At 71.8% G+C, this 19,499-nt stretch carries 17 protein-coding genes, 3 tRNA genes and 1 riboswitch; of the genes, 18 read left to right on the top strand and 2 right to left on the bottom strand.

The window, feature by feature from the left end:
- Positions 1 to 37 precede the first annotated feature (37 nt).
- Positions 38 to 2,599, bottom strand: a complete 2,562-nt coding sequence (locus ALA01S_RS08020) for an MORN repeat-containing protein (protein WP_157118814.1) — start codon at positions 2,597 to 2,599, stop codon at positions 38 to 40.
- Between the two features lie 327 nt (positions 2,600 to 2,926).
- Positions 2,927 to 3,313: a hypothetical protein gene (locus ALA01S_RS35440; protein WP_157118815.1), complete on the bottom strand. Its 387-nt coding sequence runs from the start codon at positions 3,311 to 3,313 to the stop codon at positions 2,927 to 2,929.
- On the opposite strand from ALA01S_RS35440, the gene rpe reads away from it, so the two are divergent.
- The 18 genes from rpe to ALA01S_RS08110 all read left to right on the top strand — a co-directional run bounded on the left by rpe (position 3,209) and on the right by ALA01S_RS08110 (position 19,405).
- Positions 3,209 to 3,892, top strand: coding sequence for a ribulose-phosphate 3-epimerase (rpe, locus tag ALA01S_RS08025; protein ID WP_066334476.1), 684 nt, complete (start codon positions 3,209 to 3,211; stop codon positions 3,890 to 3,892). The two genes, ALA01S_RS35440 and rpe, sit on opposite strands and share 105 nt — an antisense overlap.
- Before the next feature lie 88 nt (positions 3,893 to 3,980).
- Positions 3,981 to 4,091: riboswitch (TPP riboswitch) on the top strand.
- Between the two features lie 71 nt (positions 4,092 to 4,162).
- Positions 4,163 to 6,028 carry a phosphomethylpyrimidine synthase ThiC gene (thiC, locus tag ALA01S_RS08030; protein ID WP_066334478.1) on the top strand — a complete coding sequence of 622 codons (1,866 nt, stop codon included), beginning with the start codon at positions 4,163 to 4,165 and terminating at the stop codon, positions 6,026 to 6,028.
- A 5-nt stretch (positions 6,029 to 6,033) separates the two neighbouring features.
- The gene (locus tag ALA01S_RS08035; protein ID WP_066334528.1) at positions 6,034 to 7,098 is read left to right on the top strand and encodes an FAD-dependent oxidoreductase; all 1,065 of its coding nucleotides are present in this window, start codon (positions 6,034 to 6,036) and stop codon (positions 7,096 to 7,098) included.
- On the top strand, positions 7,095 to 7,316 hold the full coding sequence (gene thiS, locus ALA01S_RS08040) for a sulfur carrier protein ThiS (protein ID WP_066334481.1): 222 nt from the start codon (positions 7,095 to 7,097) through the stop codon (positions 7,314 to 7,316). Before ALA01S_RS08035 ends, thiS begins: the two co-directional genes overlap by 4 nt.
- Positions 7,317 to 7,365: 49 nt before the next feature.
- Positions 7,366 to 8,196 carry a thiazole synthase gene (locus tag ALA01S_RS08045; protein ID WP_066334483.1) on the top strand — a complete coding sequence of 277 codons (831 nt, stop codon included), beginning with the start codon at positions 7,366 to 7,368 and terminating at the stop codon, positions 8,194 to 8,196.
- Complete coding sequence (locus ALA01S_RS08050; RefSeq protein WP_066334486.1) at positions 8,193 to 9,782, top strand: bifunctional hydroxymethylpyrimidine kinase/phosphomethylpyrimidine kinase; 1,590 nt, start codon at positions 8,193 to 8,195, stop codon at positions 9,780 to 9,782. The genes ALA01S_RS08045 and ALA01S_RS08050 overlap by 4 nt, the downstream gene beginning before the upstream one ends.
- Positions 9,783 to 9,900: 118 nt before the next feature.
- The gene (locus ALA01S_RS08055) at positions 9,901 to 10,323 is read left to right on the top strand and encodes a DUF2382 domain-containing protein (RefSeq protein ID WP_084267328.1); all 423 of its coding nucleotides are present in this window, start codon (positions 9,901 to 9,903) and stop codon (positions 10,321 to 10,323) included.
- A gap of 76 nt (positions 10,324 to 10,399) precedes the next feature.
- The gene (locus ALA01S_RS34385; protein WP_066334489.1) at positions 10,400 to 11,824 is read left to right on the top strand and encodes a YsnF/AvaK domain-containing protein; all 1,425 of its coding nucleotides are present in this window, start codon (positions 10,400 to 10,402) and stop codon (positions 11,822 to 11,824) included.
- 262 nt (positions 11,825 to 12,086) lie between these two features.
- Positions 12,087 to 12,713, top strand: coding sequence for a phosphoglycolate phosphatase (gene gph, locus ALA01S_RS08065; protein WP_238455729.1), 627 nt, complete (start codon positions 12,087 to 12,089; stop codon positions 12,711 to 12,713).
- Between the two features lie 302 nt (positions 12,714 to 13,015).
- Positions 13,016 to 14,491: an anthranilate synthase component I gene (gene trpE / locus ALA01S_RS08070; RefSeq protein WP_066334493.1), complete on the top strand. Its 1,476-nt coding sequence runs from the start codon at positions 13,016 to 13,018 to the stop codon at positions 14,489 to 14,491.
- Between the two features lie 11 nt (positions 14,492 to 14,502).
- Entirely contained in the window at positions 14,503 to 15,090 is a 588-nt protein-coding gene (locus tag ALA01S_RS08075; protein ID WP_066334496.1) for an anthranilate synthase component II, read from the top strand.
- Complete coding sequence (gene ltaE, locus ALA01S_RS08080) at positions 15,087 to 16,151, top strand: low-specificity L-threonine aldolase (RefSeq protein WP_066334498.1); 1,065 nt, start codon at positions 15,087 to 15,089, stop codon at positions 16,149 to 16,151. Before ALA01S_RS08075 ends, ltaE begins: the two co-directional genes overlap by 4 nt.
- Before the next feature lie 35 nt (positions 16,152 to 16,186).
- Positions 16,187 to 17,224, top strand: a complete 1,038-nt coding sequence (gene trpD, locus ALA01S_RS08085; protein ID WP_066334500.1) for an anthranilate phosphoribosyltransferase — start codon at positions 16,187 to 16,189, stop codon at positions 17,222 to 17,224.
- Complete coding sequence (gene trpC, locus ALA01S_RS08090; RefSeq protein ID WP_066334503.1) at positions 17,221 to 18,009, top strand: indole-3-glycerol phosphate synthase TrpC; 789 nt, start codon at positions 17,221 to 17,223, stop codon at positions 18,007 to 18,009. Before trpD ends, trpC begins: the two co-directional genes overlap by 4 nt.
- A 162-nt stretch (positions 18,010 to 18,171) precedes the next feature.
- Positions 18,172 to 18,894 (top strand): uracil-DNA glycosylase, encoded by a 723-nt coding sequence (locus tag ALA01S_RS08095; RefSeq protein WP_066334506.1) that lies wholly within the window; start codon positions 18,172 to 18,174, stop codon positions 18,892 to 18,894.
- A 107-nt stretch (positions 18,895 to 19,001) separates the two neighbouring features.
- Positions 19,002 to 19,087 (top strand) — tRNA-Tyr (locus ALA01S_RS08100).
- 112 nt (positions 19,088 to 19,199) lie between these two features.
- Positions 19,200 to 19,273: transfer RNA gene (locus ALA01S_RS08105), tRNA-Gly, on the top strand.
- A gap of 57 nt (positions 19,274 to 19,330) precedes the next feature.
- Positions 19,331 to 19,405, top strand: a tRNA-Thr gene (locus ALA01S_RS08110).
- Positions 19,406 to 19,499 lie beyond the last annotated feature (94 nt).

The raw sequence follows: 19,499 nt of genomic DNA on the forward strand, positions 1-19,499 counted from the left end.
CGATTCTAGGGACCGCCGCCATGGCCCCCCATCACCGTCAGGGCTTGGGCGCGGCGGCCTCGGCCCTGGGCGTGTCCGGCGCGGCGGCGCTGCGCCCGGCCGCGCCCGCGGGCTGCGGCTGGGGCTGCGCGGCCATCGCGGGCGGCGCCAGGGTGGGTTTGAGGGCTGCGGCCGGCGGCGTGGCGGCCTGGGCGACGGGTACGGCGGGCGCGGTGCCGGCGGCCGTGAACTCGCCCGCGTCGTACTGCTCGTCGTTGTCGAACTCGCCTTCCCAGCGGTCGCCGTTGCGCCAGGTGAGCGTGCCGTGGCCCTGCTTGCGCCCGGCCTTGAAGGCGCCGACGTAGACGTCGCCGTTCTTCCACGCGTAGCGGCCCTGGCCCTTGGCCAGCCCGGCCACGAAGGGGCCGCTGTAGACGTCGCCCGTGGCGTAGCGCATGCGGCCTTCGCCCTGGGGCTGGCCGGCGTGCAGCGGGCCTTCGTAGACGTCGCCGTTGGCAAAGCGCAGCGCGCCGGTGCCGTGCGGGCGCTCGCCCTGGAAGCTGCCCTCGTAGCGCTGGCCGTTGCGCCAGACGTACTCGCCGCGCCCGGCGGGCAGGCCGCGCTGGAACTGGCCGCTGTAGACGTCGCCGCTGGCGTAGGCCATGCGGCCCTGGCCGTGGGGCTGGCCGGCCACGAGCTGGCCCTCGTAGACATTGCCGTCGGCCAGGCGCATGCGGCCCTGGCCGTTGGGCTTGTCCTGCGCCCACTCGCCCTCGTAGCGCAGGCCCGTGGCGCTGATGAAGCGGCCCTGGCCGTGGCGCTGGTTGCGTTGCAGCGCGCCTTCGTAGACGTCGCCGTTGGACCAGCTCACCCGTCCCTGGCCGGACCAGGTGGTGCCGGGCCGGCCTGCGGGGCTGTCCGGCGCGAAGCGGCCCGTCAGGCGCATGCCGCCCAGGTCCACGTCCACCGGCGCCGCCGCGCCGCCGGCCGGCGGTGTGGCGCTGCCGGCCTCACCCGGCTGCACGGCGGGCAGCGGCACCGGGGCCGGCGCGGTCGGTACGGCCGTGGCCGCCGGGGCGGGGGATGCAGGCGCGGCGGCGGGAGGTGCCGCGGTCGGCGCGGATGGGGCCGTGTTCGCCGTGCCTGCCGTGGCAACCGGCCCAGCCGGCGCCACGGTGGTGGTGGCGGGCGTCGTGGCCACGGTCGCCGCCTTGGCGGGTGTGGCAGGGACCTGGGGCGCCGTGGCCGCAGCCGCCGCAGGCTGCAGGGCCATGGGTTGGGGCGCCGCGGTCGCTGAGGCCGCTGGAGCCACGCCCGCGCCCACGGTGGCGGCGGCGGTGGCCGTGGCGGAGGTGGCGTCCTGGACCTGCGGGACGGCTGCGGCCGCTGCACGCGCTGCCGGCTGCGCCGCCTCGCGGCGCTGGCGGGCGACGGCATCGGCCTCCTGCAGCGCCATGGTTTGCTCCGGGCCGCGGCAGCGCGCGGCCGCGGCGCGCCACAGCGATTCGCTTTGCAGCCACTGCTGCTGGCGCTGCGCCGGGGTGAGGACGGCCGTGTCGGCGCCCGCCGCCGCGGCTTGGGCGCGCTCCAGGCGCGGCGCGCAGTGCTCGGCGTTGTAGCCGGCCACTTCGGCCTGCTCGCGCTGGCTGCGCGCGAGCTCCTGCTGCGGGCCGCGGCAGCGCTCGGCCGCCTCTTCCCACATGCCCTCGGTCTTGCGGAAGAGCCGGGCCGCGTCGCCCCAGCGCTGTTCCTGTGCGGCCTGGCGGGCCAGGGCCTGCAGCGCGTCGGCGCTGTCGTGCGCGGCGTCGCAGGCGGGGCCGGTCTCCATCTGGTCCTGCGCCGTGACGGCGGCCTTGCGGCTGTCGGCCAGGTTGCGCAGAGCACGCTCGCGGGCGCGGCCGTCGCAGCCGGCGGCCGCGGCCTCCCAGGCGCGGGCCGTGTCCTCGTACAGGCCGGCCATCTCGCGCAGGTTTTGCCGCTGCGCCTGCGCCGAGGCCACGCCCAGCTCGGCCTGCATGGCCTGATCCGTCAGCGCCCGGCACTCGGAGGCCGAGGCCACGGGCTGCTTCTGGACGGGCGTGCCCACCGGTGCATCGGCCGCGGCGGGGGCCGCCAGGGCACGGGCGGCGGGCACGGCGGCGTCGCGGCGCGCGGGCGGCGGCGTGGGAGCCGCCTCGGCGGGCTCGCCCTCGCCCTCGTCGTCAAGGCTGGCGGCGCCCTGCGCCGCGGCCACGGGTTGCAGCACCTGCACGGGCTGCGGCGACTGGGTGGACCACACGGTCCAGCTGCGCACGGAGGAGGGCACCAGCGGCGCCTGCTGAGCGGAGGACGGCGCAGCTTCGGCCGGCTGCGTCCGCGGCGACGGTTGGGCCCGGTGTGCCGGCTGCGCCGCCACCGGGGGGGCGACGCCGCGCACGGGCGGGGGCAGCGGGGTGCCGTCGCCCACGGCCAGGACCGGCAGGGCAGCCAGGGCCAGGGCCAGGGCGAGCGCCACGGCGCAGAGGGCGGCTTCTCGGCGGCGCGGCGCGGGTCCGGGTGGACGGCCCAAGCGGCGCGACGCGGGCAACACCCGCCGGCCGTTCGGGTTCAGGAGCATCCTCGACGGAGGAAGAGTCTTCATGCGCGCACCCCTTTGCGAACAGCGTCCCGGCGTCCGTGGCCTTGGCGCAGGAGCGGCGGGACGGCTCCCATTGCACCCACGGGCTCCCGGCCACTGCAAGCGCAGGACGGCCGTTCCGCCCTGCGAATCGGGTAGGCGGCAACCACCTGAATCAGTGGGTGTTGCCTGAAAGCCACGCGCCGAAGGGCCTATGCGGGTTTGTGCCGCTCGAATGAGGGGGTGTGATCCAGGGAATGCGGCGGCTTGCTTGCCCAGCGTTGGAGATCGAAGCGGGCGGGCACGGGCGGTGGCTCGCTCGCAGCGCTCCCCGAACCGTCAAGCCGGCATTCAAGAGCACTGAGGTGCGGCTTTGCGGCTGCCGATGCAGTCCGCAAGGCCGTTCTCCGCGGCGCTCAAAGCAGGCGGCCGACGGCGGGCTGCCGCTTCGCCGTTGGCGAATTTCATCTTGCCGCGGCCCTGGGCGCGGTCCTGCACCCATTCGCCTTCGTACACCTGGCCGTCGGCCCAGGCGAAGCGTCCCTGGCCATGGCGCTGGCCGTCATCCCAGCTGACGGCCAGAGGCCGCGCCCTAGAATTCCGCCCCCGTTTCACCCCGCTTGCGCCGCCGCCATGTCCACCACTTTCCGCATCGCTCCCTCCATCCTGTCCGCCGACTTCGCACGCTTGGGCGAGGAGGTGCGCAACGTGATCGCCGCGGGCGCCGACTGGATTCACTTCGACGTGATGGACAACCATTACGTGCCCAACCTGACGTTCGGCCCCATGGTGTGCCAGGCGCTGCGCCCGCACGCCGTCACGCCTGAAGGCCAGCGCGTGCCCATCGACGTGCACCTCATGGTCCAGCCCGTGGACGCCCTGGCGCAAGCCTTCGCCCGCTCCGGCGCCGACCTGGTGAGCTTTCACCCCGACGCCAGCGCCCACGTGGACCGCACGCTGCAGCTCATCAAGGCCGAGGGCTGCCAGGCCGGCCTGGTGTTCAACCCGGCCACGCCCATCGACGTGCTGGAGTGGGTCATCGACAAGGTGGACCTGGTGCTGGTGATGAGCGTGAACCCGGGCTTCGGCGGCCAAAGCTTCATCGACAGCGCGCTGCGCAAGGTGGAGAAGCTGCGCAAGGTGATCGACGCCAGCGGGCGCGACATCCGGCTGGAAGTGGACGGCGGCATCAAGGTGGACAACATCCGCCGCGTGGCCGATGCCGGTGCCGACACCTTCGTGGCCGGCAGCGCCATCTTCGGCCAGCCCTCCTACAAGGACGTGATAGACGCCATGCGCGCGCAGCTCGCCCGCTGACTGCGTGCGCGCGCAACGAGGAGGTGCAGCCGGGCCGCAGGCACTTGAAATTTCCGCTTGACGCGCCTCACGCGGCGCGGTGACACTGCGACCCGCTCCGGGGTGCAGGGCCTGTTGGCCTTGCTGAGATGGTGAATTCAGCCAAACCCGCGAACTTGAACCGGTTAGTACCGGCGGAAGAAGAGCCCTCCTCCTGTTGTCCGTCCTGCCCAAGGTGGCTGGCCGGGCCCCGGGACGACCTTCGGAGCACCCACTTGCGAAGGAGTCCCGATGAACGCACCCCACGACCTGCCCGGCCTGGCCCAGCGCCTGGGCCTCACGCGCGAGCCGCTGCCGGCCTCCCGCAAGGCCTACGTCACGGGCTCGCGGCCTGACCTGCGCGTGCCCCAGCGCGACATCCAGCTCACCAACGGCGAGCTGGTGTCCGTCTACGACACCTCCGGCCCCTACACCGACCCCGAGGCCGACATCGACGTGCGCCGCGGCCTGCCCAGCGTGCGCGCGGGCTGGATCGCAGAGCGCGGCGACAGCGAGGTCTATGCCGGGCGCCAGCGCCAGGCCATGGACGACGGCGGCAAGGCCCGCGACGGCGAGCACATCGCCGCCATCCGCGAGCAGGCCGCCGGGCTGCAGCGCCAGCCGCGCCGCGCCAAGGCCGGCGCCAACGTCTCGCAGATGCACTACGCGCGCCGCGGCATCGTCACGCCGGAGATGGAGTACGTGGCCCTCCGCGAGAACGGCCGCCGCGAGTGGATGGCCGAGTACCTCACGGACGCCGAGCGCGAGCGCCGCCGCCGCGGCAACCCCATGGGCGCTCACATCCCGGACCTGATCACGCCGGAGTTCGTCCGCGACGAGGTGGCCCGCGGCCGCGCCATCATCCCGGCCAACATCAACCACCCCGAGGTGGAGCCGATGGCCATCGGCCGCAACTTCCGCGTGAAGATCAACGCCAACATCGGCAACTCGGCCGTGACCTCCAGCATCGAGGAGGAAGTGGACAAGCTGGTGTGGGCCATCCGCTGGGGCGCGGACAACGTGATGGACCTCTCCACCGGGCGGGACATCCACACCACGCGCGACTGGATCCTGCGCAACTCGCCCGTGCCCATCGGCACGGTGCCCATCTACCAGGCGCTGGAGAAGGTGGGCGGCATCGCCGAGGACCTGACCTGGGAGATCTTCCGCGACACGCTGATCGAGCAGGCCGAGCAGGGCGTGGACTACTTCACCATCCACGCCGGCGTGCGGCTGCCCTTCGTCCCCATGACGGTGAACCGGCGCACGGGCATCGTCTCGCGCGGCGGCTCCATCATGGCCAAGTGGTGCATCGCCCACCACCGCGAGAGCTTCCTGTACGAGCACTTCGAGGACATCTGCGAAATCATGAAGGCCTACGACGTGGCCTTCTCGCTGGGCGACGGCCTGCGCCCGGGCTGCGCCTCGGACGCCAACGACGAGGCCCAGTTCGCCGAGCTGCGCACCTTGGGCGAGCTCACGCAGATCGCCTGGAAGCACGACGTGCAGACCATGATCGAAGGCCCCGGCCATGTGCCCATGCACATGATCCAGGCCAACATGGACGAGCAGCTCAAGCACTGCCACGAGGCGCCGTTCTACACGCTGGGCCCGCTGACCATCGACATCGCCCCGGGCTACGACCACATCGCCTCGGCCATTGGCGCCGCGATGATCGGCTGGATGGGCACGGCCATGCTGTGCTACGTCACGCCCAAGGAGCACCTGGGCCTGCCGGACCGCGAGGACGTCAAGCAGGGGATCATCGCCTACAAGATCGCCGCGCATGCCGCGGACGTGGCCAAGGGCCATCCGGCCGCCCGCGCCCGCGACGACGCCATCTCCAAGGCCCGCTTCGAATTCCGCTGGACCGACCAGTTCAACCTCGGCCTGGACCCGGACACCGCGCGCGAATTCCACGACGAGACGCTGCCCAAGGACGCGTCCAAGGTGGCGCACTTCTGCAGCATGTGCGGCCCCAAGTTTTGCTCCATGAAGATCACGCAGGAAGTGCGCGACTACGCGGCGCAGCAGCAGGCCGACGCGGGCATGGCGCAGAAGTCGGCGGAGTTCAAGGCCGCGGGCGGCGAGCTCTACATCCCCATCGCGAAGGGGTGACGGCCATGGCGGCTCTTTCCATCGGCATTGCCGGGGCGGGGCTGCTGGGCCGGCTGCTGGCGTGGCGGCTCTCGCGGGCCGGACACCGCGTGACGGTGTTCGACCCGGCCGAGGGCCCGGCGCCCAGCTTCGACGGCACGCAGGCCGCCGGCTTCACCGCCGCGGGCATGCTCAGCCCGCTGGCCGAGCTGGACAACGCCACGCCGGCCACGGCCGCCCAGGGCTGGCGCGCCATCGGCCTGTGGCAGGGTGTGGCGCAGGCGCTGGACGCGCCGTCCCTCGTGCGCCGCCGCGGCAGCCTGATGCTGGCGCACCGCAGCGACCTGGGCAGCGCGCAGCGCGTGCTCTCGCGGCTGGAGATCGCCCCGCCGGGCTTTCCCACGCCGAAGGCGCTGCCTTCCGGCAGCCTGGCCGAGCTGGAACCGGCGCTGCAGGCCTCCCACGCCTGGCTGCTGCCGCAAGAGGGCCAGGTGGACAGCGTCGCCATGCTGGAGCAGTTGCACCGTCAGGCGCGCGGCGCCGAGTGGCGCTGGCAGCGGCGCGCGGCGGACGTGTCCAGCGGCCGCATCGCGCTGGAGGGGGGCGAGGTCGAAACCTTCGACCTCGCCATCGACGTGCGCGGTGCCGGCGCGCGGCCGGCGCTGCCGGTGCGCGGCGTGCGTGGCGAGACGGTGTGGCTGCGGCTGCCCGCGCACGGGCTCACGCGCCCGGTGCGGCTGCTGCATCCGCGCCACCGCGTCTACCTCGTCCCGCGCACGGCGGATTTGCTCATCCTGGGCGCCAGCGAAGTGGAGAGCGAGGACCGCTCGCCCGTCTCGCTCAAGAGCGCCGTGGAGCTGATGAGCGCCGCCCACAGCGTGATGCCCGCGCTGGCCGAGGCGCGCATCGAGCGGCTGGACCGCAACCTGCGCCCGGCGCTGCCGGACAACGAGGCGCGCATCGAGGCCAGCGGTGGGCTGCTGCGCGTCAACGGCCTGTTCCGCCACGGCTGGTTGCTCGCGCCCGCGCTGGTGGAGGACGCGCTGGCGGCGGCTTGCCTGCCGGTGCCGGCGCTGGAGGCCGCGGCATGAGCAGCGAGGCCACCACCTCCCGCATCGAGATCCAGCTCGACGGCGCCCCGCACCACGTCGCCCCCTGCACGCTGGCCGAGTTGATCGCGCAACTCGGCCACGCGCCGGAGGGCGTGGGCACGGCGCTCAACGGCCGGTTCGTCCCGCGCACCCAGCGCGAACGGCCGCTGCAAAGCGGCGACGCGGTGCTGCTGTTCAAACCCATCGTCGGCGGCTGAGCCTTCCCGGCCGGCCGCCGTTTACTTTCCCTGCACGCCAGGAGTCGTCATGTTTTCCCACGACGCCACTTCCTCTCCGACCCCCGACGGCGACGCGCTGCGCATAGGCGACGCGGTGCTGCAAAGCCGCTTCTTCCTGGGCAGCGCGGGCTACCCCTCGCCGCAGGTGCTGCACGACGCGCTGCGCGCCTCGCGCACGCAGGTGGTGACGGTGGGCCTCAAGCGCACGCTGCACGCCGCGGGCGACAACGGCTTCATCCAACTGCTGCAGCAGGCCATGCGCGCCAACGGTGCGCGGCTGCTGCCCAACACCGCCGGCTGCCGCAGCGCGCGCGAGGCGGTGCAGCTCTCGCACATGGCGCGCGAGGTCTACGGCACGCCCTGGGTCAAGCTGGAAGTCACGGGTGACGACCACACGCTGCAGCCCGACCCCTTCGAGCTGCTCTCGGCCGCCACCGAGCTGGTGAAGGAAGGCTTCACGGTCTTCCCCTACTGCACGGACGACCTCGTGCTCTGCCGCCGGCTGCTGGACGCCGGCTGCGCGGTGCTCATGCCCTGGGGAGCGCCCATAGGCTCGGGGCAGGGCCTGCTGAACCCCTTTGCGCTGCGCACGCTGCGCGAGCGGCTGCCGGACGCCGTCCTGATCGTCGATGCCGGCATAGGCGCGCCCTCGCACGCCGCGCAGGCGCTGGAGCTGGGTTTCGACGCCGTGCTGCTCAACTCCGCCGTGGCCCAGGCGCGCGACCCCGTGCGCATGGCCGGCGCCTTCCGCGACGCGGTGCAGGCCGGGCGCGACGCCTGGCGGGCCGGCGTGATGGCCAAGCAGGACTTCGCCGTGCCCAGCACCCCCGTGGGCAGCGAGCCGGTGCTGCTGGGATGAGCGCGGACGCATCCCCGGCGCGTCCCGTCGTCTGGAGCATCGCCGGCAGCGACAGCGGCGGCGGCGCGGGTTTAGCCGCCGACCAGCGCATGGCCGACGCGTTCGGCCTGCACCTCTGCCCGGTGGTGGCCTGTGTCACGGCGCAAAGCTCGGTGGCGGTCACAAGGGTGGAGCCGCTGCCGGCCGAGCTGATCGAGGCCCAGTTGCTGGCGCTGGAAGGCGACATGCCGCCGGCCGCCATCAAGACCGGGCTGCTGGGCGGCGCGGCCCAGGTGGAGGTGGTGGCGCGCTGGGTGGACCGGCTGCGCGCGCGCGGCCCCGTCGCGCTGGTGGTGGACCCGGTGCTGCGCTCCAGCACGGGCGCGGGCTTCGCCGACGCGGCCACGCTGCGCGCCTACCGCGAGCTGCTGCTGCCGCGCGCCACGGCGCTCACGCCCAACCGGCGCGAGGCCGTCGCGCTGCTGGGCGACGGCGACGACCAGGCCGCCGCCGCGGCGCCCGCGCTTGGGCGCGCGCTGCGGGACGGTTTCAACGTGCGCAGCGTCTGCATCACCGGCGGCGACAGCCTGCAGGACGGTGCGCTGGCCCTGGACTGGCTTGCCACGCCCAACGCCCAGGGCTGGCTGGCGCTGCCTCGGTTGAGCACTCGCCACACCCACGGCACGGGCTGCAGCTTCGCCACGGCGCTGGCCTGTGCGCTGGCGCTGGGTTTCGTGGAGGCCGACGCCGCGGTGCTGGCCAAGATGGCCACCACGCAGGCGCTGCGCCACGGCGCGGCGGCCGGGCAGGGCGCCGGGCCGGTGCGGGCGCAACCCGGTTTTGGCCTGGACCGTTCGCTGCTGCCGCGCCTGAGCTGGGGCGAGGCGGCAGAGTTTGGCGCCTTGGCGGCGGCTGCTGACGCGCCGCGGCGGCTGGACCTCTACGGCATCGTGGACAGCGCCGCGCTGGCGCGCCGCACGCTGGACGCGGGCGTGCGCACGCTGCAGTTGCGCATCAAGACCCCGGCCGCGCCGGACGCGGCCTGGCAGGCGCGGCTGGCCGACGAGATGCGCGACACCATCGCCGCCTGCCGGGAGGCGGGGGCGGAGCTCTTCGTCAACGACCACTGGCAGCTCGCGCGCGAGCTGGGCGCCGAGGGCGTGCACCTGGGCCAGGAAGATTTATCAGCGCTGGGCGCCGAGGGCCGGCGCGCGCTGCGGGCCAGCGGGTTGCGCCTGGGCATCAGCACGCACAGCCTGTGGGAGCTCTGTCGGGCCGCGACGCTGTCGCCCCGCTACCTGGCCTGCGGCCCGGTGTGGCCCACGCTGACCAAGGCCATGCCCTGGCGCCCGCAGGGGCTGGACAACCTGGCCTGGTGGTGCGCCATGGCGCCCGCGCCCGTGGTGGCCATCGGCGGGATGCTGGAAGCCGCGCAGTTCGAAGTGGCCGCGCGCTGCGGGGCCGACGGCCTGTGCGCCGTGCGCGTGCTGGGCGCCGAGCCCGCGCGCGCGGTGCCGGGGCTGGAAGGGGCGATCAGGCAGGGCCGGGAGGCCGCGCCGCTGTCGCCGCCCGCGTTGCCGCACGCAAGCCTCGCGCGCGAGGGCTGAAGCGAAGCGGCGGCCGGGTGGGCCTCACCCGGCCGCTACCCGGACGTCTCCAAGCCCGCCCAGGACCACCCCTGGGCACAGGGCTTGCCGGATATGGGCTCCCAAAGCTGGTGTTGCGATGAGCCCTTCAAACCCCTCTTCTCCCGATCCCGAGCTGCCGGTGACCTTGCCGGTGGTGCGGGAAGAGCTGCACGTCGGAACGCGGACCGAAGAGGTCGGCGCGCTGCGCGTGCGCGTGCTCACGGAAGAGCACGGTGAGCTGCTGGAGCAGCCGCTGGTGCAGGAGAGCGTGGTCGTGGAACGCGTGCCCATGGGCGTGCCGGTCGCGCAGCCGCGCGAGCCGTGGCACGAGGGCGAGGTTCTGGTGGTGCCGGTCTACGAAGAAGTGATCGAGCGCCGCCTGGTCCTCAAGGAGGAAATCCGCCTGCACCGCCAGCGCACGAGCACGCCGCACACCCAGGAGGTGTTGTTGCGGCGACAGCGTGCGGTGGTGGAGCGCCGCCAGGCCGACGGCTCTTGGGCCGAGGTCGACCACGGCTGACCCAGGCTCAGCGCAACCCCTGCTGCAACCGTCCGCGGGCCCGGCCCGCTTCGATAGAGACAAAAGGAGTCCGAAAATGAGACAGACCGTCGTTGGCGTATTCGATTCGGATGCCGAGGCCCAGCGCGCAGCGCAAGCCCTGGCCAACACCGGCATCGACCCGGCCTGCGTGCACGTCACGCACGGCACCGACAGCGCCGTGGCCGACAGCTCGCTCAGCAGCACGCCGGCCACCACGCACCACGAAACCGGCGTGATGGGCCGGGTGCGCAATTTCTTCGCCGACCTGTTCGGCCCCGATGACGAGCGCGAGGTGGGCCACTACGCCGAAGCCATGCGCCGCGGCGCCGCCGTGGTGAAGGTGGACGTGGAGGACGACATGCGCCTGGACGAGGTGCGCGACGCGCTGCAGAACGCGGGCGCGGTGGACATCGACGAGCGCGTCGAGTCCTGGCGCACCGAGGGCTGGAGCGACGACAGCCTCTCCACGCCCAGCACGGCAGCCTCCTCGCTCAACACCACGCTGGACGACGACCTGCGCACCCGCGGGACGACCGCCACCGGCACCACCAGCCTGCGCGCCGCGGGCGACACCGAGGACGTGATCCCCGTGGTGCGCGAGGACCTGCAGGTCGGCAAGCGCGCGGTGAGCACGGGCGGCGTGCGCGTGTACGCCCGCACGGTGGAAACGCCGGTCAACGAGACGGTGCAACTGCGCGAGGAGCATGCGCAGGTGGAACGCCGCCCGGTGGACCGCCCGGCCACGGCCGCGGACTTGGCCGACCTGAAGGACCGCACCATCGAAGTGGTGGAAACCGCCGAGCAGGCCGTGGTGCAGAAGACCGCGCGCGTGGTGGAAGAGGTGCGTGTGGGCAAGACGGTGGAGCAGCGCACGGAGCAGGTGCGCGACACGCTGCGCAGCACGGAAGTGGAGGTCGAGCACATCCCGGGCAGCACGGCCACGAGCGCCTTCGACAGCGACTACTACCGCAACGACTGGCAGAGCAACTACGCCGCGGCCGGCGGTACCTACGACGACTACGAGCCCGCCTACCGCTACGGCCACTCGCTGCGCAGCGACCCGCGCTACGCCGACCGCAACTGGGACGACATCGAGACCACCGCGCGCAGCGACTGGGACACGCGTTATCCCGGCGGCACCTGGGACCGCATGAAGTCCGCCGTGCGCCGCGGCTGGGAGCGCACCAAGGACGCGGTGACGCCGGACAGCACGGCGCCGCGCCAGCTCTCCGCTTTCGATGACGGCTACTACCGCCGCGACTGGCAGACCAACTACAGCAGCCTGGGCGGCCGCTACGAGGACTACGAGCCCGCCTACCGCTACGGCTACGGCCTGCGCGACGACCCGCGCTACGCGGGCCGCGACTGGAGCGCCATCGAGCCCGACATCCGCCGCGACTACGAGACGCGCTATCCCGGCGGGACGTGGGAACGCATGAAGGCCGCGGTGCGCCGCGGTTGGGACCGCGTGACGTCTTAAGCGCGCCGCGTCTCAAGGAGGAAGGCGCCGGGTTGCCCAGTGGGGCGCCCGGGCCTTTTCCAGGCTTTCGATGCCCGCAGCCCGGCCTTCGCGCCGGGCTTTTCGTTGGTCCTCGGGTTGGGACAACAGGCCGCAGCCCAAGGCCTTTCCGGGCGGGCGGCAAGCAGCGAACGGCTACATTGCGCCCCGTTTGCAGCAGCCCTGGACTCTTGCCGTGACCTCTTTGCGTTTGGACGCCGCCATCATCGACCTCGACGGGACCATGGTGGACACGCTGGGCGACTTCGTCGTCGCCCTGAACCTCATGCTGGCCGACCTGGCCCTGCCCGCGGTGGAGCGCGGCTTCGTCGAGCAGACGATTGGCAAGGGCTCGGAACACCTCATCCGCCGCACCCTGGCCCACGCGGGCGGCGCGCCGGAGCGCTTCCATGACGCCTTCGAGCGCTACCAGCACCACTACCTGGCCATCAACGGCCGCCACGCCGAGGTTTATCCCGGGGTGGTGGAGGGTTTGCGGCAATTGCAGGCAGCGGGCTTGAAGCTGGCCTGCCTGACCAACAAGCCCGGCGCCTTCGCCCGCCCGCTGCTGGCGGCCAAGGGGCTGGACGGGTTCTTCTCGCTGGTCTTCGGCGGCGACGCCTTCGCGGCCAAGAAGCCGGACCCGCTGCCGCTGCTCAAGACCTGCGAAGCCCTGGGCACGCAGCCGGCGCGCACGCTCATGGTGGGCGACTCCAGCAACGACGCCGAGGCCGCCCACGCCGCGGGCTGCGCGCTGGCGCTGGTGAGCTACGGCTACAACCACGGCCAGCCGGTGCGCGCGGTGCGCGCCCACGCGCACGTGGACCGGCTGGACGCGCTGGACCTCTCCACGCTCCTCCTCAAACCCTGATCCGGCGGGGGCTTCAACCCCGCCCAACCCCGCCAGTCAGGCTTGCGCTGCGCGCGCCTGCTAGACTGGAGCAATCATGTTTTTGGCGCGCAAATTCACGAAGGGGTCGTTCGACCGGGGAGCCTGGCCCTGGCGACGCTGGCCCGTCTCTTCCTGACTTTGCCGCCGGGTGCGTCGTGATGACGCGCCCACGGCGCCTGCCCCAGCCGGCCGCCTTCGCCTAGACACCGCAGGCGGCCCTGAACCACCGACCTTACGGGCCGCCCGCCGCGGGCGCCCGCCGGGCCTGGAGGGCCCGCACCGTGATCACTGAACTCGAATTCAAGAGCCTCGCCGCCGAAGGTTTCAACCGCATTCCGCTCATCGCGGAAGCTTTTGCTGATCTCGAAACGCCGCTGTCGCTGTACCTGAAACTGGCCGGGGGCCGTCCGCACAGCTTCCTGCTGGAATCGGTCGTCGGCGGCGAGCGCTTCGGCCGCTACTCCTTCATCGGCCTGCCCGCCCGCACGCTGCTGCGCGCCACGGGGCAGAAGACCGAAATCGTCACCGACGGCCAGGTCGTCGAGACGCATGAAGGCAACCCGCTGGATTTCATCGCCGCCTACCAGCAGCGCTTCAAGCCGGCGCTGCGCCCGGGCCTGCCGCGCTTTTGCGGCGGGCTGGCGGGCTACTTCGGCTACGACGCCGTGCGCTTCATGGAGTCCAAGCTCGCGCGCACGGTGAAGGAGGGCGGCATCGGCACGCCCGACATCCTGCTGCTGCAGACCGAAGAGATCGCCGTGATCGACAACCTGTCGGGGCGGCTGTACCTCATCGTGTGGGCCGACCCGTCGCAGCCGGAAGCGTTCTTCCGCGCCAAGAAGCGGCTGACCGAGCTGGCGGACCAGCTGCGCTACAGCGTCAGCGCTCCCTCGGTGAAGCGCGGGCAGTCGCACGCGGTGGAGCGCGAGTTCGCCAAGGCCGACTTCGAGGCCGCCGTGCTGCGCTGCAAGGAGTACATCGCCGCGGGCGACTGCATGCAGGTCGTCCTGGGCCAGCGCCTGAAGAAGCGCTACACGGAAAGTCCGCTGTCGCTGTACCGCGCGCTGCGCTCGCTCAACCCGTCGCCCTACATGTACTTCTACGACTTGGGCGACTTCCAGATCGTGGGCTCGTCGCCTGAAATCCTGGTGCGCCACGAGCACGTGGCCGAGGGCGAGAAGGTGACGATCCGCCCGCTGGCCGGCACCCGGCCGCGCGGCGCCACGCCGGAGAAGGACGCCGCCAACGAGAAGGAGCTGCTGGCCGACCCCAAGGAGCGCGCCGAGCACCTCATGCTCATCGACCTGGCGCGCAACGACATCGGCCGCATCGCCAAGACCGGCAGCGTCAATGTGACGGAAGCCTTTGCCGTGGAGCGCTACTCGCACGTGATGCACATCGTCTCCAACGTGGAAGGGCTGCTGAAGCCGGGCACCAACAACCTGGACGTGCTGCGCGCCACCTTCCCGGCGGGCACGCTCTCGGGCGCGCCCAAGATCCGCGCCATGGAAATCATCGACGAGCTGGAGCCCGTGCAGCGTGGCATCTACGGCGGCGCCTGCGGCTACCTGAGCTTCGCGGGCGACATGGACGTGGCCATCGCCATCCGCACCGGCATCGTCAAGGACCAGGTGCTGTACGTGCAGGCCGCCGCCGGCGTGGTGGCCGACTCGGTGCCTGAGCTGGAATGGAAGGAAACCGAGGTCAAGGCGCGGGCCGTGCTGCGCGCCGCCGAGCTCGTTGAAGAAGGCTTCTGAGGGAGACCGCCATGCTGCTGATGATCGACAACTACGACTCCTTCACCTTCAACCTCGTGCAGTACTTCGGCGAGTTGGGCGAGGAAGTGCGCGTGTTCCGCAATGACGAGATCACGCTGGAAGGCATCAATGAGCTGAAACCCGACCAGCTCATCCTGTCGCCCGGGCCGTGCTCGCCCAACGAGGCGGGCATCTGCGTGCCCTCCATCCGGCACTTCGCGGGCAAGCTGCCCATCCTGGGCGTGTGCCTGGGGCACCAGAGCATTGGGGCGGCGCTGGGCGGCAACATCATCCGCGCCAAGGTGCAGATGCACGGCAAGGTGAGCACCATCCACACCGACCAGGCGGGCGTCTACGCCGGGCTGCCGCAGGACTTCGACGTGGTGCGCTACCACTCGCTGGCCATCGAGCGCGAGACCCTGCCGGCGGAGCTGCTCGTCACCTCCCAGACCGACGACGGCGAGATCATGGGCGTGCGCCACCGCGACCTCGCCGGCACGCGCACGCCGCTGGAAGGGGTGCAGTTCCACCCGGAATCCATCCTCTCCGAGCACGGCCACGCCATGCTGCGCAACTTCATCGAGATGAGCCGCGCATGAGCACCGTCAGCTACGGCAGCGCGCAGGCTGCGGCGCCGGTGGGCGCACCGGACGTGGTGGACCTGCGCAGCGACACCGTCACCCGCCCCACGGCCGCCATGCGCGCGGCCATGGCCGCGGCGACCGTGGGCGACGACGTGTTCGGCGACGACCCCACGGTCAACGCGCTGCAGGCGCGCGTGGCGGCGCTGCTGGGCAAGGAAGACGCGCTCTTCATGGCCAGCGGCACGCAGAGCAACCTGTGCGCGCTGCTGTCGCATTGCGGCCGGGGCGACGAGTACATCGCCGGCAACCTGGCGCACTGCTACCGCTACGAGGGCGGCGGCGGGGCGGTGTTGGGCGGCATTCAGCCCCAGCCGCTGCCGCAGCAGGCCGACGGCACGCTGCTGATCGCCGACATCGCAGCGGCCATCAAGCCCGACGACGAGCACTTCGCGCGCAGCCGCCTGCTGTGTCTGGAAAACACCTGGAACGGCAACGTGCTGCCGGCGGCCTTCGTCGAAGAGGCCACGGCGCTGGCGCACGGGCGCGGCCTGTCCACGCACCTGGACGGCGCGCGCTTCTTCAACGCGGCGGTGGCCTCCGGCGTGGCGCCGCGGGAGCTGGCGCGGCACTTCGACTCGGTCTCCGTCTGCTTCAGCAAGGGCCTCGGTGCGCCGGTGGGCTCCATGCTGGTGGGCTCGCGGGAGCTGATCAAGCGCGCGCGGCGCGTGCGCAAGATGGTGGGCGGCGGCATGCGGCAGGTCGGCGTGCTGGCCGCGGCGGCGGACCACGCGCTCACGCACCACGTGGAGCGGCTGGCCGACGACCACGCCCTGGCCGCACGGCTGGCGCGCGGGCTCTCCGGCCTGCCGGGGCTGCGGGTGAAGATGCCGCAGACCAACATCGTGTTCGTGGACGTGGAAGGCGGCCGCGGCGAGGCGCTGCTGGAGCACCTGCGCTCGCGCGGCGTGCTGGCCACGGGGCTGATCGGCCTGCGCTTCGTCACCCACCTCGACGTGGACGCGGCCGGCGTGGACCGCGCAATTGCCGCCGCGCGCGAGTTCTGCGAACGCACCTGACGGCACACAACAACTGACTTCCTGGAGGCTGGCCCATGCCCATCACCGACACCGAGGCGCTGACCCGCGTCATCGAGCACCGCGAGATCTTCCACGACGAGATGCTGGCCCTCATGCGCCGCATCATGAGCGGCGAGATGAGCGCGCCCATGATGGCCGCGCTGCTCACCGGCCTGCGCGTGAAGAAGGAAACCATTGGCGAGATCACCGCCGCGGCGCAGGTGATGCGCGAGTTCTCCACCAAGGTGCCGGTGGCCAACCGCGAGCACCTGGTGGACATCGTGGGCACGGGCGGCGACGGGGCGCACACCTTCAACATCTCCACCTGCACCATGTTCGTGGTCGCGGCGGCGGGCGGCCGGGTCTCCAAGCACGGCGGCCGCAGCGTCTCCAGCAAGAGCGGCAGCGCCGACGTGCTCGAAGCCCTGGGCGTGCGTCTGGACCTGGCGCCGGCGCAGATCTCGCGCTGCATCGAGCAGGTCGGCATCGGCTTCATGTTCGCGCCGAACCACCACCCGGCCATGAAGAACGTGGCGCCGGTGCGCCGGGAGTTGGGCGTTCGCACCATCTTCAACATCCTTGGGCCGCTGACCAACCCGGCCGACGCGCCCAACATCCTCATGGGCGTGTTCCACCCGGACCTGGTCGGCATCCAGGTGCGCGCGCTGCAGCGCTTGGGCGCGAAGCACGCCATGGTGGTGTACGGCCGCGACGGCATGGACGAGGTGTCGCTGGGCGGCGCGACGCTGGTGGGCGAGTACCGCGACGGCGGCATCGAGGAGTACGAGATCCATCCCGAGGACTTCGGCTTCTCCATGGCCAGCAATCGGGCCCTGCGCGTGGAAACGCCGCAGCAGTCGCTGGAGATGCTGCGCGGCGTGCTGGACAACCGGGGCGGCGCGGCACGCGACATCGTGCTGCTCAACGCGGGCGTGGCGCTGTACGCGGCGGACGTGTCGGCCTCCATCGCCGAGGGCATCGAGAAGGCGCGCGAGGCGCTGGCCAGCGGCGCGGCCAAGGCCAAGATGGAAGCCTTCGTCGCTGCCACGCAACAAGCCGGGAGCGTGGCATGAGCGACATCCTGAACAAGATCGTTGCCGTCAAGCACGAGGAGGTGGCCGCGGCGCGCGCCGTGCGCCCGCTGGAAGCAGTGCGGCGCGAGGCTGAAGCCCTGGGCGGCCAGCGTGACTTCACCGGCGCGCTGCGCGCCAAGGTGGCGGCGGGGCGGGCGGCGGTGATCGCCGAGGTCAAGAAGGCCAGTCCGAGCAAGGGCGTGCTGCGCGAGAACTTCGCGCCGGCCGAGATCGCGGCCAGCTACGAGCGGCATGGCGCGGCCTGCCTGTCGGTGCTCACCGACGAGCGCTTCTTCCAGGGCCATGCCGACTACCTGCGCCAGGCGCGCGCGGCCTGCGCGCTGCCGGTGCTGCGCAAGGACTTCATGGTCGATGCCTACCAGGTGTTCGACGCGCGGGCCATGGGGGCGGATTGCATCCTGCTCATCGCCGCCTGCCTGGACGACGCGTTGATGGCCGATCTGGAGGCGCAGGCCCAGGCGCTGGGCATGGCGGTGCTGGTGGAGGTGCACGACGGCGAAGAGCTGGACCGCGCGCTGAAGCTCAAGACGCCGCTGGTGGGCGTCAACAACCGCAACCTGCGCACCTTCGAGGTGTCGCTGGACGCGACGCTTGGGCTGCTGCCGCGCGTGCCGGCGGACCGGCTGCTGGTGACGGAGTCCGGCATCCTGGCGCCGGAGGACGTGCGGCGCATGCGCGGCGCGGACGTGCACGCCTTCCTCGTGGGCGAGGCCTTCATGCGCGCGCCGGACCCGGGCGCGGCGCTGCAGGCGCTGTTCGGCTGAGGCGGCGCTTTACTTTCCTGATCCGGATGCCGGCGCACGCCTTTGGGCGTGGGGCCGGCATTCGCTTTTTCGGGGCTCGCGATGCCGCGCCGGCCCATGTGTCGGCGTGGAGATGGGCCTCGCCATCCGGCGGCACGTCGTCGCCACCCCTAGGCTTGTGCCATGGACAACCAACAACTCAATCGACTGCAGCCGCCGCTGGAGGCGCAGCTGCATGGCATAGACCCGGGCTGGCAGCCGGTGGTGGATGCGTGGCTGGAATCGCTGCCGGGGCAGGCGCTGGTGGGCTTTGTCGATCAACGGCTGGCCGCGGGGGCGACCGTCTTTCCGGCGCGGCCGCTGCGGGCGCTGGAGCTCACGCCGCTGGCGCAGGTGCGCGTGGTGCTGCTGGGCCAGGACCCATACCACGGGGCGGGGCAGGCGGAGGGGCTGGCCTTCTCCGTGCCTGAAGGCGTGCCGCTGCCGCCCAGCCTGCGCAACGTCTACAAGGAGCTGCAGCGTGACCTGGGCGTCAAGCCGCCGCGCAACGGCCACTTGGTGGCCTGGGCGCAGCGCGGCGTGCTGCTGCTCAACACCACGCTGACGGTGGAGGAGGGCAAGCCGGCCAGCCATGCCAAGCGCGGCTGGGAGGCGCTCACGGATGCGCTCATCCGCGCGGCGGCGGCGGATGCGAATCCGAAAGTCTTCATGCTGTGGGGCGCGCATGCGCAGGCGAAGCGGCCGCTGATAGAGGCCGCGGGCGGTGACCACCTAGTGCTGGTGAGCAACCACCCCTCGCCGCTGGCGGCGACCAAGCCGCCGATCCCGTTCATGGGCAACGGGCACTTCGGCCAGGCCAGTGCCTTTCTGGCCGAGCGGGGGCGGCCTATCGACTGGCAGCTTTGAGCCGAAGAGGAGAGGGCGGCTACGGCGACGCCCGCGCCTTTTTCAAATTTTTCTTTGAAAAGGTTTGCATCCCCCAAAAACCGGTGTTATAGTCTTGGTCTTGCCTCGGAGGGGTGCCCGAGTGGCTAAAGGGGGCAGACTGTAAATCTGTTGGCTTACGCCTACGCTGGTTCGAATCCAGCCTCCTCCACCAAGGCAAACACACAAGGCTGCATTGCGACTCGCTGGCGCAATGCGGCAAGGCCCGGCGGGTCTGCTGCAGTTCGAAGTTGAGACTGCAGTGGGGCCGCTGGTCCGGCTCCTAAGCGGGAGTAGTTCAATGGTAGAACCCCAGCCTTCCAAGCTGATGACGCGGGTTCGATTCCCGTCTCCCGCTCCAGCGATCGCGCCTCGGCAGTGGTGTGGGCTCAGTCAAAGAGTCTAGACCTGTGCCGATGCCCATGTGGCTCAGTGGTAGAGCACTCCCTTGGTAAGGGAGAGGTCGCGCGTTCGATCCGCGCCATGGGCACCACCTAACAGTGACACTTGTTTGATCGCCAGGAGAGCTGAGCATGGCAAAGGGTAAGTTCGAGCGGACCAAGCCGCACGTCAACGTGGGCACGATC

Origin of the sequence: Azohydromonas lata NBRC 102462, from assembly GCF_001571085.1 — a bacterium.
Classification (GTDB): domain Bacteria; phylum Pseudomonadota; class Gammaproteobacteria; order Burkholderiales; family Burkholderiaceae_C; genus Azohydromonas; species Azohydromonas lata.